Annotated in this window: 15 protein-coding genes; 1 reads left to right on the top strand and 14 read right to left on the bottom strand. The window is 33.1% G+C overall.

Annotated features, from left to right (window positions below; genetic code table 11):
• A partial coding sequence (locus tag G581_RS0109830; protein WP_028845656.1) for a transposase occupies positions 1-391 on the top strand: 391 nt, incomplete at its 5' end.
• Here the strand turns inward: G581_RS0109830 and G581_RS11405 are convergent.
• From G581_RS11405 to G581_RS0109765, 14 genes are all read right to left on the bottom strand, one after another.
• Positions 347-1,402 carry a hypothetical protein gene (locus tag G581_RS11405; RefSeq protein WP_051179215.1) on the bottom strand — a complete coding sequence of 352 codons (1,056 nt, stop codon included), beginning with the start codon at positions 1,400-1,402 and terminating at the stop codon, positions 347-349. The two genes, G581_RS0109830 and G581_RS11405, sit on opposite strands and share 45 nt — an antisense overlap.
• Positions 1,396-1,737: a hypothetical protein gene (locus G581_RS11845; RefSeq protein WP_051179213.1), complete on the bottom strand. Its 342-nt coding sequence runs from the start codon at positions 1,735-1,737 to the stop codon at positions 1,396-1,398. The genes G581_RS11405 and G581_RS11845 overlap by 7 nt, the downstream gene beginning before the upstream one ends.
• Before the next feature lie 15 nt (positions 1,738-1,752).
• The gene (locus G581_RS0109820; RefSeq protein WP_028845655.1) at positions 1,753-2,448 is read right to left on the bottom strand and encodes an SIMPL domain-containing protein; all 696 of its coding nucleotides are present in this window, start codon (positions 2,446-2,448) and stop codon (positions 1,753-1,755) included.
• Positions 2,449-2,469: 21 nt separating this feature from the next.
• Positions 2,470-3,393, bottom strand: coding sequence for a hypothetical protein (locus tag G581_RS0109815; RefSeq protein WP_028845654.1), 924 nt, complete (start codon positions 3,391-3,393; stop codon positions 2,470-2,472).
• A 25-nt stretch (positions 3,394-3,418) separates the two neighbouring features.
• On the bottom strand, positions 3,419-4,624 hold the full coding sequence (locus G581_RS0109810) for an S-layer homology domain-containing protein (protein WP_028845653.1): 1,206 nt from the start codon (positions 4,622-4,624) through the stop codon (positions 3,419-3,421).
• A gap of 152 nt (positions 4,625-4,776) precedes the next feature.
• Positions 4,777-5,100: a DUF4282 domain-containing protein gene (locus G581_RS0109805; RefSeq protein WP_028845652.1), complete on the bottom strand. Its 324-nt coding sequence runs from the start codon at positions 5,098-5,100 to the stop codon at positions 4,777-4,779.
• A 29-nt stretch (positions 5,101-5,129) separates the two neighbouring features.
• Positions 5,130-5,804 carry a Crp/Fnr family transcriptional regulator gene (locus G581_RS11400; protein WP_083962703.1) on the bottom strand — a complete coding sequence of 225 codons (675 nt, stop codon included), beginning with the start codon at positions 5,802-5,804 and terminating at the stop codon, positions 5,130-5,132.
• A gap of 227 nt (positions 5,805-6,031) precedes the next feature.
• Positions 6,032-7,381, bottom strand: coding sequence for an ArnT family glycosyltransferase (locus tag G581_RS0109795; RefSeq protein WP_028845651.1), 1,350 nt, complete (start codon positions 7,379-7,381; stop codon positions 6,032-6,034).
• Between the two features lie 127 nt (positions 7,382-7,508).
• Positions 7,509-7,862 carry a holo-ACP synthase gene (gene acpS, locus G581_RS0109790; protein WP_051179211.1) on the bottom strand — a complete coding sequence of 118 codons (354 nt, stop codon included), beginning with the start codon at positions 7,860-7,862 and terminating at the stop codon, positions 7,509-7,511.
• The gene (locus tag G581_RS0109785; RefSeq protein ID WP_028845649.1) at positions 7,859-8,881 is read right to left on the bottom strand and encodes a deoxyguanosinetriphosphate triphosphohydrolase; all 1,023 of its coding nucleotides are present in this window, start codon (positions 8,879-8,881) and stop codon (positions 7,859-7,861) included. Before G581_RS0109785 ends, acpS begins: the two co-directional genes overlap by 4 nt.
• On the bottom strand, positions 8,878-10,260 hold the full coding sequence (gene selA / locus G581_RS0109780; RefSeq protein WP_028845648.1) for an L-seryl-tRNA(Sec) selenium transferase: 1,383 nt from the start codon (positions 10,258-10,260) through the stop codon (positions 8,878-8,880). Before selA ends, G581_RS0109785 begins: the two co-directional genes overlap by 4 nt.
• Positions 10,261-10,274: 14 nt before the next feature.
• Positions 10,275-10,586: a phasin family protein gene (locus G581_RS0109775; protein WP_028845647.1), complete on the bottom strand. Its 312-nt coding sequence runs from the start codon at positions 10,584-10,586 to the stop codon at positions 10,275-10,277.
• Positions 10,587-10,594: 8 nt separating this feature from the next.
• Entirely contained in the window at positions 10,595-13,222 is a 2,628-nt protein-coding gene (gene alaS / locus G581_RS0109770; protein ID WP_028845646.1) for an alanine--tRNA ligase, read from the bottom strand.
• A 3-nt stretch (positions 13,223-13,225) separates the two neighbouring features.
• A complete protein-coding gene (locus G581_RS0109765; protein WP_028845645.1) occupies positions 13,226-13,564 on the bottom strand; it encodes a DUF2845 domain-containing protein in 339 nt (112 codons plus the stop codon).
• Between the last annotated feature and the right edge of the window lie 61 nt (positions 13,565-13,625).

The raw sequence follows: 13,625 nt of genomic DNA, 5'->3' as shown, positions 1-13,625 counted from the left end.
TAATGAAGAAATAAACAGGATAAAATTAATCAGTAACTATGAAGAAGCAGTGAATGCATTTGAAACTTTGTGCAATCAATTTGAAAGTAAATATTCCTCATACATAAAAATGCTTAAAACCAATAAAGAGAGATATTTATCATATAAAAAATATCCTGAGGCAATAAGAAAACACATATATACAACCAATATAGTGGAAAATATAAACAGTAAACTTGAGGGATTGAGAGTAAATCATGGTGGATATTTTCAGTCAGTAAAGACTGCTGAGATTTCTATCTATGTTATTGTAAACAGAATAATCCAGGGTAGATGGAAAAAACCCCTTACAGTATCAAAAGAGGTGTTATATGAAATTAGACAGATATTTAATTCCAGATTTACAGAATAGACACAATTTTATTGACAAGTGCCCTTTACAAAAATCAGCAGTCTCTCTCTTAAAGATTATCTCGTAGTTAGAAACCTGACTGTCTACTCCCTCAACCTTTTTTATATAAGCCCTTAAGCTTTTTTTATCAGTGCAACCACCCGTATTGATTTTTATAAAAACTCTGTGATCTTCAATTTTTAGAGCTCGTAACACTATTGTTCCCGTATCAGTCGGCAGAAATGAATAAGCCGATTTTAGTTTTATATCTGCATCATTCATGTCTTCAGCTATACCTCCCCATTCTACCAATGTAAATCCTTTTCTTTCTGGTGTCACTGTATCAGGTTCTTTTATTTTTCTGAACTGATCAGTAGCTTCAAAATAAAGTATCACTCTTATAACAGTTTGAGGGATGGGCTTTACATTTAAGCTAAGATTTCTGTCAACAAACTGTCTGTCTAACACTTTTATAATATAATATTCCGAAGTTTTTAGCTTATTTAGCCAGTAGTTTTTAAAATCAGATGCTTCATTTTTATTAAGACCAAGCAAAATTAAGTATTTATCAAACCATTCTTCAAGTCTGTCATAAGGAACTAGCCATCCTTCCTCAGGAAGGTCACAAAGATTACTAAGTTTAGCTTCATAAAATAAGTAGTCAAACTTTTCATTTATCTTGCCATCTGGTGTTACTGTTACAGACCATCCCTGATTATATTTGGGAATACTTTCTGTCATTTCTCCATTTATATTTAAACTTACATCTATTTTTTGAGTTGTCTCAGGGTATAGATAAATTGCGGGTTTTTTTAATATTCTTGGTTGTGGTGCTTTTTCGCAGGAGATTAATTTATTTTTAAAGATAGTAAAACACTTGGTCTTTTTTTCTGAAGGACAACAACTCGGATCACTTTCTTTATGAGTGAGCATATCAATAATGATTTCTGGTGGCTCAAATCTGAGAGGGGGTCCATTAAAATGTCCACCATTAACCTCCAGTTTATTGATCTCTACTCTGTCTCCTAACACAACTGAGTTTGTTTGAACAATACTGTTTTTTTTGTCATTAAAGTTGTTATTTCATAAAAACCACCACTTCCTCCTCCAGTTTGCCCAAGAATAACAACTGCATCTGATAAATTATCTCCATTTATATCTCTTATTACAAATTGATCAATCCATACATACATGTACTCTGGAAAATTTTTTTTATATTCACCATTTTTGAGTGTTACTGTATGGTTACCAAAGGTTAAATGATATGTAAAATTTTTAATCTTATTCTCTGTTACTTCGTCAGCATTAACATAATGATTTGTAATCAGATTGAATATTAAAAACAAAAAAATTAAAAATTTTTTCATTTTAATTCTCCAGCTTTATTTACAGTTCAATTTAACGCTTACTTTCACACCTATAACTAATTCCTCTTTCTTTGGTTCTGGAGCTTCAATGTTCTTAGTTTTTAGAAAAATAGGTTCAGCTCCATAAGAAGGACGCCTGATTTCATAATCTAGGTTTGAGATATAACAGGTTTTGCCAAGTTTTTTAGATACCTTTTCTGAAAAATCTTTCGCAGTATCAATAACTTCAAGCTTTAATTCATTCTCAATTTTCGCAGTATTTTTCTTGGAAACTATCCATTGTGGTTCTGACACTGTGAAATTCATTTCTTCTCCATATTTGTCTTTAAAACGTTCTAGAGTCTCAAAAATTTGATTCTGAGCATTAGCATCTTTAAGTTCAAATATATATTCAATTTCCCCTCTGTATCCCTGACATTTCTGTTTGTCTTTTTCCCACCAGCATCTTTTGTAAACAGAGTATTTTCCACCTTTATAATCTAAATTGAGATTTTTTATTGCCTTATCAATTGCACCCAGTATATTAATAGTCTCTGTTTCTTTTGGTGTTATTACACTTACCTCTAAGCGCATAGCTAAAATGTCCGGTTCTATCTCTTTTGTTTGTTCAAGGATTATGGATACATTAGTAATTTTTTCATATTTGTCCTGAGCATAAGCACAGGTAAAAAATAATGCTAGAATTATGGATAAAAATATTGTTTTTTTCATTATATTCCTCTTTTAAAACTTCTATTTAAGCACAAATGCTACTTTTGCCCCTGCAAAGAAGTTTGTTTTCTGATTAGCAGAATATATTTTTATAGCATCTTCATCAGATACCTGAACGTCAGATGGAGTTACTATACCTGCAGCTTTTATCACAAGAGGATTTGTTACACCTCTCTTTTCAAGAGCAGCTTTTGCCTTTTCAATGCTGTTTGTGTATTCTCCGCAACCTTGCTCAATAAGAACCTTCTGACTTACTTTTGAGGGGTCATAGATTGCTTCACCTTTTGAAGTGAATATTCTGTTTATAAGAGCAGGCCTGAAATTGACAGATGTTGCGTCAATTATAAGTCCATCATAATTTTCTTCAAGTTTAACAGGCTTTACTTTCAGTTCAGGATGAGATTCAACTACATTTCTCTTAATTTTCGGATCTCCAATGATTTTTTTATACATAAGGCTTCCAAATCCTTCTGGACCTGACATCCCAATCTTCACAATAACAAGAGCTACTTCTTCCTGAGAATCCCACTCTTTATAGACAACTTGCGCACCCTTGATAAATCCAGCAACTGCTGTTCTTACAATATCATACTGAAGCTCTGTATCCTTCACCAGAGTATCTCCAACAACAGCAACTCCATCAATGAGCTCTGCAAGCTGACGGTATGCAATAGTGGTGGCAGCTCTTTCAGCTGTAAGCCTTTTCTGCGCAGCTGTTTTTGCAGTTGGTGAAGGAAGCCCTTCTGCTGCAACAACTATATAATCGTTTAAAAATGCCTGCTCAGGTGAAGTTGTAATGCTGAGATTGTTTTTTCCAAGCCACTGATTGGCTTTCTCAAATGTCGAAACAATCCTATCCTGAGAAACTGGTGCTGTATCCTGCTGTGCAATTGCCAATGCAGTTATCACAAAAATTGATGAAATTAAAACTAAAAGTTTTTTCATGATGTCCTCCTTATTAGTTTTTTTATTAAATATTTAATCTTTGTTTAAACATGCGAATTGCAAGAATTGCTTCTGCTCCTGTAACAGCTTTATCAGGGTTGAACTCTCCTGACAGTTCAGCTTCCATAATTCCTCTGGTAATCATATTCATAACAGCATTGTAAATTGGCGATGTTGTTTTTACATCAGGAAAAGGCGATTTTTCATGACCAAGGAAAGCTGTTGCAATTTTTTCATCTCCTGTTAATTTTATAAGTATATCCTCCAGTATCAGAGCCATCTCTGCCTTTTTAACAATCTCATCAGGCTTAAAAAGATAAGCCTTTGTTGTTTCATCATATGTTGGCTCAAAGCCTCTTATTTTCCATTTGAGAATTGTTAATATCTCTTTTTTAAAGGGATGGTTAATTATATCCGCAGGAATAAATTCTGGTTTTATTTTTTCAATTTGAGATTGAGCAGAAATTTTTCCTGCAAAAAGTTTTTCAATTGTTAATTCATTAACAAGAAGGGCTGCTAGGTCAGCTCTTGTGATACTATCCTGAATAGCTATTTTTTTACCGACGTTCCCAATAGTAATTCCGGCTATGGCTCGGACAATTTTATCTGTTTTTTTCCATGCTCTGTCTGCTTTTTCATTCCATTTACTTTCTTTTTTTGCATTTAAAACCGCTGCAAATTTATCTTTTGCCTTTTGAAAAGCAAGAGATTCCAGATAAAATAGACCCATAAAGTAGTGAGCTGCTTCTTTACCTTGATAATAGCCAAGTTTATTTTCATCAATATTAAGATCAATTGCATCAAAATACGAACTTTCAACCTGTTCAGGAGAGTTTGTTTTCAATGCTGTATAAACTCTAATTTGAGCAATGTAGTAATCGAACTCTTCTTCAGGCTGTTTAGTCATCTTTTTGGCAAGTTTTAGTTCATTTTCAATCCGCTGGAATTCTAATGTTCTAAATTCAGTATCTTTGATTAACTTCGCTTTTTGAGCCCTTGCAATAGCAATTCCTGAATGAGCCTTTGAAAAATTCTGTTCGCAGTATAAAGCCCTTTCAAACTTTTCAATGGCTAAATCAGTTTTACCCTCTTCAAGAGCTTTCATCCCTGAAAAATAGTGATGTTCTGAATTGTCTTCCGGTAAAGTACATCTTGCAACTTCTTTTGATGCACATCCATACACTAAAAATGAAACTATAAAAACTATAAAGATAAAATATCTAGACTTCATCTTTAACCCCCTTTCATTATCCTTAACTTGAGAATACTATTAAATAAAAAGCATGTAAAGGTAATTTTCACATGAATTTTTAGTCTCAAATAATACCATTAAGAGTTTTAATTATATTCCTATTTCAATAAGTTAAACATATTTTATTATCTTTAATTTTTATTATCAGATTGCTGCTGTTTGATCTTTAAAATCTCAGATACATTTGATTCCATACTGAATAAAACCATAGTTAATTCAAGTGAGACTCTTGATGAGATGACTCCGAATATAAATATGACAGGAGAAATGGCAACAAGAATTAAACCACGCACTGAATATTTCAAGATACTTATTCCACTCATCAAAGTCATAAATGCTATAAAACCAAAAACTACAATAGCAAATATAAAAAGCAGTTTGATAACTCGAGGAGTAATAAATTTTTCAAATGAAAGATCAAAGAGTGTTTTAAAAAATCCTTTGCTTTTTTCCATAGTGTACCTTCCTTTTTAATTGAATTGAACTAGAGTTCAATATCTTTTGAAATAAATAAAAATTCGTTTTTTTCAATAAGAATGCCACGAAATTTTAAAATCTTCAAAGCTTTTGTCACAGCCTCTCTTGATGCTCCTGTACATGAAGCTAGTTCTTTGTGGGTAATTTTTTTTATTTTTATCAATCCATTTTCAGTCATCTTACTTTCTTTTTGAGCAGTATTTAAAAGAAATTTAATTATTCTTCTGCTTACATCTAAAAATGCCATGGAACTGAGCATGTCATCGGTCATCCTGATTCTATCAACTATTGCAGACAGTAGTGATATAGCAATTATTGGATTATTGTTAAGTAAAGTAAGAAATTTTTCTCTTTTTAAAATGCCAACTACAGAGTCGGCAACTGTTATAGTTGTAGCTGATCTTGGTTTGCCGTCAAGAAGACTCAGTTCTCCAAAAAAATCTCCTTTTTTTAAAATATTTAGCATAAGTTCTTTACCTTCAGGATCGATGAGACATGCTTTCACGGCTCCTTCAAGAACAATATACAGATCTGTACTTTCATCTTCCTGATAAAATATAGTTTTCCCTTTTTTTAGTTTGTTTATATTGAACTCATTAGAAATTTTCAATAGATGTTCTTCGGAAAGAGCCTTAAAAAGAGGTATTTCTTTTAAAATCTGAATAATTTCATTCTTTAACATACTAAACTTTATCAAAAAATTTTGGAGCAGTCAAGGTATTTTTTATTCTTAGAATTTATTGACCATAACATTTAAAATTTATTAAAAAACAGAGTTCAAAAATTCAGAGAATATAAATCTCAAAATCAGGTAAATTATTTAACTCAACTTCAGAATATGCTTTTTTTAAACAATTTAGATAAAGCCTCAAAAAATTGTCTTTTTGTGAGAAAGGTTACAGGTGATGCCTAATTTTTCTTTATAGTTAATATATACCACTTTTCATTTTTATAAGGGTCCAAAATTACTTTTTCTACTGTTGACCATGGAATAATCTCCGGAGAAATTATTTTATTTTTTTGTGCATAACTCAATAATTCATTTTTATTTTTTACTACTTTAACAGGTTTATTATAATAAAAAACCATCAGAGGATTTTCTTTTTCCCAGAAAACGATATTGTGTGTATTTATTATGCTATTTTTTAACAACTCAATTTTATATGATCTTTCTTTAAGATTATAAATTTCTACAATGAAATAAGCCAAAAAAGTGACGGAAAATATAATAAGAGAAAGATTTTTTAAAAATCTGTATGAGTAATATTTTGAGAGCATAATCAGAAAGACTAAAGACCATAATGGATATAAATAAAGTAAATATTTATCATACTTCTGTCCAGTAAAGCTTAATAAAATTACAGGTATCAATGCTAAAACTAACACGAAACCTAATTTTTTATCTTTTAATTGCTTTAAAAACTCTTGTTTGAATTTGATTATACTTACAAAAAGTAAAAGAAAATAAGGACAGAAATTAACAATTAATGCTTTAAAGTAATAATAAAATGGAGATTTCTCAGAAGCGGTAAGTCTGTCACCTATATCTATACCTAAAAATTCATCAAAAAATGCACTTCCAAATTTTAAATAAGCAGAAGCATACCAGGGCAGTATAATTAAACAAGAGACAAGCCAACCTAAAGGATATATTAATAAGTTGAAAATTTTCTTTTCCTTGTATAACAATCCATAAATTATTAAAGCTGGAATAATAAACCAGTTTAATGGACCTCTTATCATGAAAGTCAGTCCAAGAAATAGATAAAACATCATTCTATAACGATCTGAATTCTTTTTAATATAGAGATAGCCACTGCATATCATAAAAAAGCTAAATAATATAAATAATGGCTCTAAATCAATGCGCGAAATAAAACTTAAAAATCTGTATGAGCCAAACAGTATCAAAAAACTTAAAATGACTTTATTTAAATCCTTTTCTAAAAAAAAGTATAAACTTATTGCTAGAAGAATATAACAAAAAATGGAAACTAACCTTAAAGAAAAAACTTCGCCATTTTCAAGAAAAGAAAATAGTTTAAAGAATGGAATACTTATCCATGTTGACAGAGGTGGTTTGGTGCAGTAGGGTACTCCATTATAAGTTGGAAACCAAAAAGAGCCATTTGAGGTTTCTTTTACTATAAGAGCTTTTCGTGCTTCTTGATAAGATTCAATAGGTTGAAAATACGATTTAATAATAATTATCGAAATTATTACTAAAATTAAAAGTAAAAAATTTTTTTGATTTATCATGTTTACATTTTCTTAGTTTATAACAAATTTAATATACAGGTATAAAATAAATTAAATTTGTTATTAACATGCTCTTATAAAGAAAGATAATCAACAAAGTTTCCACTTCTGTTATTGTCGTATTTTTTTAATTTTCATTGCTCACTACTACAAAGGCAATTGCATGGTTTTGTTCATGAGATATAGATAGAAAAATTCTTTCCCTGAATGCTTCTGGCAAAACGATATCCGGTGAACCGTCAACATTGCTAATAATCTCAATATCTTTAAGTCTTAATCCAGCCGATTTTCTAAATGCTTTAATTAAAGCTTCTTTAGCTGCAAAGCGGGCTGCAAGATGAGGAAATGGATTTGAATGTCTGAAACAGTAATGAATTTCTCTTTCATTAAAAACTCTATTTAAAAATCGCATGCTGAACTTTTCATAAAGCTTTTTAATTCGTTCAACCGAAACAATATCTACACCAATACCTGCAATCATTCAGAAACAGCCCAACTTTTAGGGATAAAGATATTTTCAAAAGTGTAAAGTGCATATCTATCTGTCATTCCGGCAATGAAATCACATATTTTCCTGTGTAGCTCCTGTTCTGAAAGTTCATTCGCTCTTATAAGATCAGGATGTTCAAGATAGTGATTATAAAGGCATGAAAGCATTTTTTTTGCCTTTTCAAACTCTTTTATAACACTGTCATTATAGTAAACTCTTTCAAAGAGAAAATCACGAAAGCGATAAACCATTTCTTCAATTCCTTCGGATAGTAATATCTTTTCATAATTGTTATCTATAGTTGTAAAAATGACATCTCTGACCATTGTGTCTATTCTTTTAGAATGCCTGTTACCAAAAACCTTTAAAAATTCCTCTGGTATATCATTTTTTTTAATTATTCCAGCTCTTAGGGCATCATCAAGGTCATGATTGAGATAAGCAATCACATCAGCAACTCTTACAATCTGTCCTTCAAGAGTAGCAGGTTCTTCACTTAAGATTTCTCCTCTTCCCTTTGAATGTTTAAGAATTCCGTTTCTTACCTCAAATGTAAGATTTAGACCCTTGCCATCTTTTTCCAGGATATCAACAACTCTCAGGCTCTGTTCATAATGTTCGAAACCTCCTGGATGAAGTTGTCGAAGTATTGCCTCTCCTGCATGACCGAATGGAGTGTGTCCAAGATCGTGTCCAAGTGATATTGCCTCTGTAAGATCTTCGTTAAGTCGCAAAGCCCTTGCAATTGTTCTTGCTATCTGTGAAACTTCAAGTACATGAGTAATGCGAGTTCTGTAATGGTCACCCTGAGGAGAGAAGAAAACTTGAGTTTTGTGTTTAAGACGACGGAATGCCTTACTGTGTATTATTCTATCTCTATCACGCTGAAAAGGAGTTCTCACATCATCCTCTATCTCTGGTTTAAGTCTGCCCTTTGTCTTTGAGCTCAGACAGGCTTTTGGATGAAGTATTTTTTTTTCTACTTCCTGATACTGTTTAGCTAAATTCATATAGTTAAAGATTGTTTTACAGCTATCACAATCAGAGGAATCTCTTTTTCCTGAATGGTTCTTGCATCAAAAATAACCAAATCATCCTTTATTCTTGCAATTACAGGTGGTTCTGCTTGTCTCAATTTCTTTGTAAACTCCTGCGGTACTTGATTAGGCTTTACTGCAACAACATAAGTTTTTACACCGGATTCTGGAAGAGAGCCTCCACCTGGCATGGAAATATCTTCTTTAGTGTAAGCGTAAATTCCCTCTTTTTTTAGTCTTTTACATAGTGTTGTTGCTCTCTTTTTTATTGATTCTGTATCCTCCAGGATCATTCTTAATGTGGGAATTTGTTCTATAGCTTTCCTTTCATCAAGATATAGTCTTAGAGTTGCTTCAACCGCTGCAAGAGTCATTTTATCAACTCGTAATGCACGCATAAGAGGATTTTTTGATATTATTTCAATAAACTCAGATTTTCCCAGGATAAATCCAGCCTGAGCTGAGCCAAGAAGCTTATCTCCGCTGAATGTCACTATATCAGCACCTTCTGATAAAATGTGCTGAATTGAAGGCTCATCATGAAATCCGTACTTTTTAAGATCAATAAAACAGCCACTTCCGAGGTCAACCATAACTGGAATTTCTTTTTCTTTACCGAGTGTCACAAGGTTGCTTACTGAGACTTCTTCTGTAAAACCGGTAATTTTGAAGTTAGATTTATGCACTTTAAGCAAAAGAGCCGTATTTTCATTTATTGCAGAGGCATAATCACTGATTCGCGTTTTATTAGTTGTTCCAACTTCCTTTAGCACCGCTCCTGACTGAGCCATGACATCAGGAATTCTAAATGAACCGCCAATCTCAACGAGCTCTCCACGAGAAACTATCACCTCTTTTCCTCTGGCGAGACTGTTAAGACATATAAAAACAGCTGCAGCATTATTATTCACAACAACCGCAGAAGGAACATCAACAACTTTTTTTATTGCATTAACAATGTGAGAGTATCTTTTTCCTCTTTGTCCCTTTTCAAGATCATACTCAAGATTTGAGTATGATGTGGCAGTCTCAACTACATGCTTTATTGCTTCTTCAGCAAGAATTGCTCTGCCAAGATTTGTATGGATCACTACTCCTGTTGCATTTATAACTGACGTAAGAGAGTACTTTTTATTTCTATTAATTGTCTCTTTTATCTCTCCAACTATTTTCTTTTTATCAATTACTGTAATAGATCCACTTAGAATATTATCTCTCCATCTATCAAGAACTGCTCTTACGCATTCAAGAACAACAGGATGTGGATGCTTGTTTAAAAGCTGTTGTATGTCTTCATTTTTTAAAATTCTATCAACGGATGGAATATGTCTTAAAAGCTCGCTTTTATTCAGTATGAAATCTCCTTTTAATCTTTAAGCTTTTCTTCAATCTTTGCGATTCTTACATTAAGCTCATTAATCAGTGATTTCAGATTGTCAACTTCATCCCTGGTTGGCAAGTTCATTCCTTGCAGGGTTTTCTGGATTATTTCTTTAATGCTCTCTTTGAAATTTTCCTTAGCTTCTTCAGACTTTGATATGAACTCATTGATTACTTTTGCTGCTTCAGAATCACTCATCTTGCCTTTTTTTACAAGCTCAGATACAAAATCTTTTAACATCTCCTGCATGCCAAAACATGCAAAAATCATATTTTTAAATAATTCATTTAATGCCATAAGCCCTCCTAATGCTTTTTAATCATTTTATAAAATATTTCTACTACCTTATTCACATCATCTCCATCAGGACATCCACCCTGTGCCATATCAGGTCTACCACCACCTTTTCCGCCAACTGTCTGTGTTATCTGTTTTAAGATTTTCCCTGCATCGTATCTATTTGTGATATCGCTGGTAACAGAAAGGAGTAATACAGCCTGTCCATTGACTTTTGAAATCAGTAAAATCACTGCTGGATGCAGTTTTTCTTTAAGTTTATCTGACAGTGTTCTCAGAGATTGAGCATCCATACCTTCAAGCTTTACAGCCAGAGCTTTCACTCCATCCACTTCTTTTGCTTTCTTAATAATGTCATCGAGATTCTGACTTACAAGTTTGTTTTTCAATGTATCAATCTCTTGTTGTTTTTCTTTAAGCTCTGTTATAAGTCTTTCAACTGCTCTGACGGGTTCTGCTGATTTGAGCATTGAAGATATATCCTGTAACTGTTCTCTAATTGCGGTTACATACCTGAATGCCTCCATGCCTGTTATAGCCTCAATTCTTCTTATTCCTGATGCAACAGAGCTTTCTGAAACTGTATAAAAACTCCCGATTTCGCCTGTGTGACTGCAGTGAGTTCCTCCACAAAGTTCTTTGCTGAATCCAAGAATCTTAACCACCCGCACAACATCTTCATATTTATCTTCAAAAAGTGCTATAACACCCTCATTTAAAGCTTCCTGAAGAGATTTTGTCTCTATCTGAACCGGTAGATTTTCCAATATCTTTTCATTGACGATAGCTTCAATTTCTCTTAATTGTGTATCATTGACTGCTTCAAAATGTGTGAAGTCAAATCTAAATCTGTCAGGTGCAACAAGTGAACCAGACTGTTTTATATGGTCACCTAGCACTGTTCTTAATGCACTGTGAAGTAGATGAGTTGCGGTGTGATTTCTCATTATTGCTTTTCTTTTTTCAATATCAATCTTTGCAAAAACTTTATCTCTTTCCTTGATAACCCCTTCAATTACTCTAACTTTATGACTGTGTAACCCAGAGATTTTTTTTGTATCGAAAACTTCTAACCTGCCAGTCGGTGCAAAAATTACTCCTGTATCACCAACCTGACCTCCTGATTCAGCATAAAATGGAGTTTTGACAAGAAAAACTTCACCTTCCTCCCCTTTCTGAAGAGCTTTGACAACTTTACCGTTCTTTACAATTGCGTATACAGTGGTTTCTACCTCATAGTCTGTATATCCGATGAATGTAACATCTTCTGGCTTTACCTTTAAAACCTGTTTGTAAACTTCACTTACACCTACTTCTTCACCTTTTTGTGCTGCTCGTGCACGCTTACGTTGTTTATCAAGTTCACGCTGGAAACCTGTTTCATCCAGTGAAAGTTCACTGTCAGCAGCCATTTCCTTTATTAAATCAAATGGTAATCCGAATGTATCATAGAGTCTAAAAATATCTTCTCCTGGAATTATTTTCGAACCTGTTTTTTTAAGATTCACAAGAATTCCGTCAAAAACCTGCTGTGCTTTTTCAAGACTCTGCATGAAACGTTCTTCTTCTATTTTTATAATTTTTTCAACTCTCATTTTTTCAGATAAAATCTCAGGATAAGCTTCTCCAAGTATTGCTGTAACAGGTTCAACAAATCTGTAAAAAACAGGCCTGTCATACCCAAGAAGTTTTATATGTCTTGCAGCTCTTCTTATAATTCTTCTTAAAACATATCCTCTGCCTTCATTTGAAGGAATCAATCCTTCAGCTATCAGAAATGTTGTTGCTCTTATATGGTCTGCAATTACTTTTATTGAAATATCGGTTTTTCTATCCTTTTTATAATTGACATTTAACAATAAACAAATTTCAGAAATAATGGGAGAAAAGAGGTCGGTATCAAAATTTGTTTCTTTACCCTGTGTCACAGCTGTAATTCTCTCAAGGCCCATTCCAGTATCAATGCTTGGCTTTGGAAGTGGTGTGAGATTGCCTTTTTCATCCCTGTTGTACTGCATGAAAACAAGATTCCACAGTTCAAGGAATCTATCGCAGTCACATCCAACAGAGCAGTCAGCACGATGACATCCAAATTCTTCACCCTGGTCAATTATTATCTCTGAACATGGTCCGCATGGACCTGTATCTCCCATCTGCCAGAAATTGTCTTTTTCTCCGAGTGGAACAATTCTTTCTCGTGAAAGTCCTATATCCTTTTCCCACAGCTGAGCAGCTTCATCATCGTTTTTGTATATTGAAACCCATAACTTCTCCTTCGGGAGCTTGAAATACTCTGTTAGAAGTTCCCATGCGAAAATAATTGCCTCTCTTTTAAAGTAATCACCAAAAGAGAAATTACCTAGCATCTCAAAAAATGTGTGATGCCTTGCAGTGAATCCAACATTTTCAAGGTCACTATGTTTTCCGCCAGCACGCATACACTTCTGACAGCTTGTAGCTCTACTATAATGTCTCTTCTCTTCCCCAAGAAAAATTCTTTTAAAAGGAACCATTCCTGCATTTGTAAAAAGAAGTGTTGGATCATCTCGTGGAATCAGTGGAGAGCTATTAACAAGTTCATGTCCCTTTGAGATGAAGTAGTCCAGAAATAGCTGTCTTATTTCAGAACTTTGCATTTATTACTCCTCATTGACAATTTTCCTGTCATTGCTGCTTATGATGTTTGTGAGTTTACCATCGACAAAAATAAGCCTTGATTTTAAAATTCCAAGAGAAGAAGAATAAACCCATTCCTCCCTCTGCTTACCTTTTTCAGGAGTGAGAACTCTTGTAGAGGAAGGTGGTCCCCATGCATATCTTACCTGTTCTTTTGTCATTCCAAGAGATATTTCTCCCTTAGCAATTCTTTCCTGAATCTCAGGTGGATAGTCTTTAATTTCCTCAGAGGTATATCTTACAGGAGAAGAAGCACAACCAAAAATAAAAACTGCAACGAATAAAACAATTAAAAATCTCATTTCAACTTCCTCCTTTCTCAAATGATTTTAAACATTTATTAACTGTATCCCATAAAAATCC

This window comes from Thermodesulfovibrio thiophilus DSM 17215 (assembly GCF_000423865.1).
GTDB lineage: Bacteria > Nitrospirota > Thermodesulfovibrionia > Thermodesulfovibrionales > Thermodesulfovibrionaceae > Thermodesulfovibrio > Thermodesulfovibrio thiophilus.
This window is presented reverse-complemented; position numbering and strand designations above follow the sequence as displayed.

Excerpts from the sequence above, each read along its gene's own strand:
- G581_RS11845 (WP_051179213.1), bottom strand. The coding sequence starts at position 1,737 with ATGAAAAAATTTTTAATTTTTTTGTTTTTAATATTCAATCTGATTACA.
- G581_RS0109820 (WP_028845655.1), bottom strand. The coding sequence starts at position 2,448 with ATGAAAAAAACAATATTTTTATCCATAATTCTAGCATTATTTTTTACC.
- G581_RS0109815 (WP_028845654.1), bottom strand. The coding sequence starts at position 3,393 with ATGAAAAAACTTTTAGTTTTAATTTCATCAATTTTTGTGATAACTGCA.
- G581_RS0109810 (WP_028845653.1), bottom strand. The coding sequence starts at position 4,624 with ATGAAGTCTAGATATTTTATCTTTATAGTTTTTATAGTTTCATTTTTA.
- G581_RS0109805 (WP_028845652.1), bottom strand. The coding sequence starts at position 5,100 with ATGGAAAAAAGCAAAGGATTTTTTAAAACACTCTTTGATCTTTCATTT.
- G581_RS11400 (WP_083962703.1), bottom strand. The coding sequence starts at position 5,804 with ATGTTAAAGAATGAAATTATTCAGATTTTAAAAGAAATACCTCTTTTT.
- G581_RS0109795 (WP_028845651.1), bottom strand. The coding sequence starts at position 7,381 with ATGATAAATCAAAAAAATTTTTTACTTTTAATTTTAGTAATAATTTCG.
- acpS (WP_051179211.1), bottom strand. The coding sequence starts at position 7,862 with ATGATTGCAGGTATTGGTGTAGATATTGTTTCGGTTGAACGAATTAAA.
- G581_RS0109785 (WP_028845649.1), bottom strand. The coding sequence starts at position 8,881 with ATGAATTTAGCTAAACAGTATCAGGAAGTAGAAAAAAAAATACTTCAT.
- G581_RS0109775 (WP_028845647.1), bottom strand. The coding sequence starts at position 10,586 with ATGGCATTAAATGAATTATTTAAAAATATGATTTTTGCATGTTTTGGC.
- alaS (WP_028845646.1), bottom strand. The coding sequence starts at position 13,222 with ATGCAAAGTTCTGAAATAAGACAGCTATTTCTGGACTACTTCATCTCA.
- G581_RS0109765 (WP_028845645.1), bottom strand. The coding sequence starts at position 13,564 with ATGAGATTTTTAATTGTTTTATTCGTTGCAGTTTTTATTTTTGGTTGT.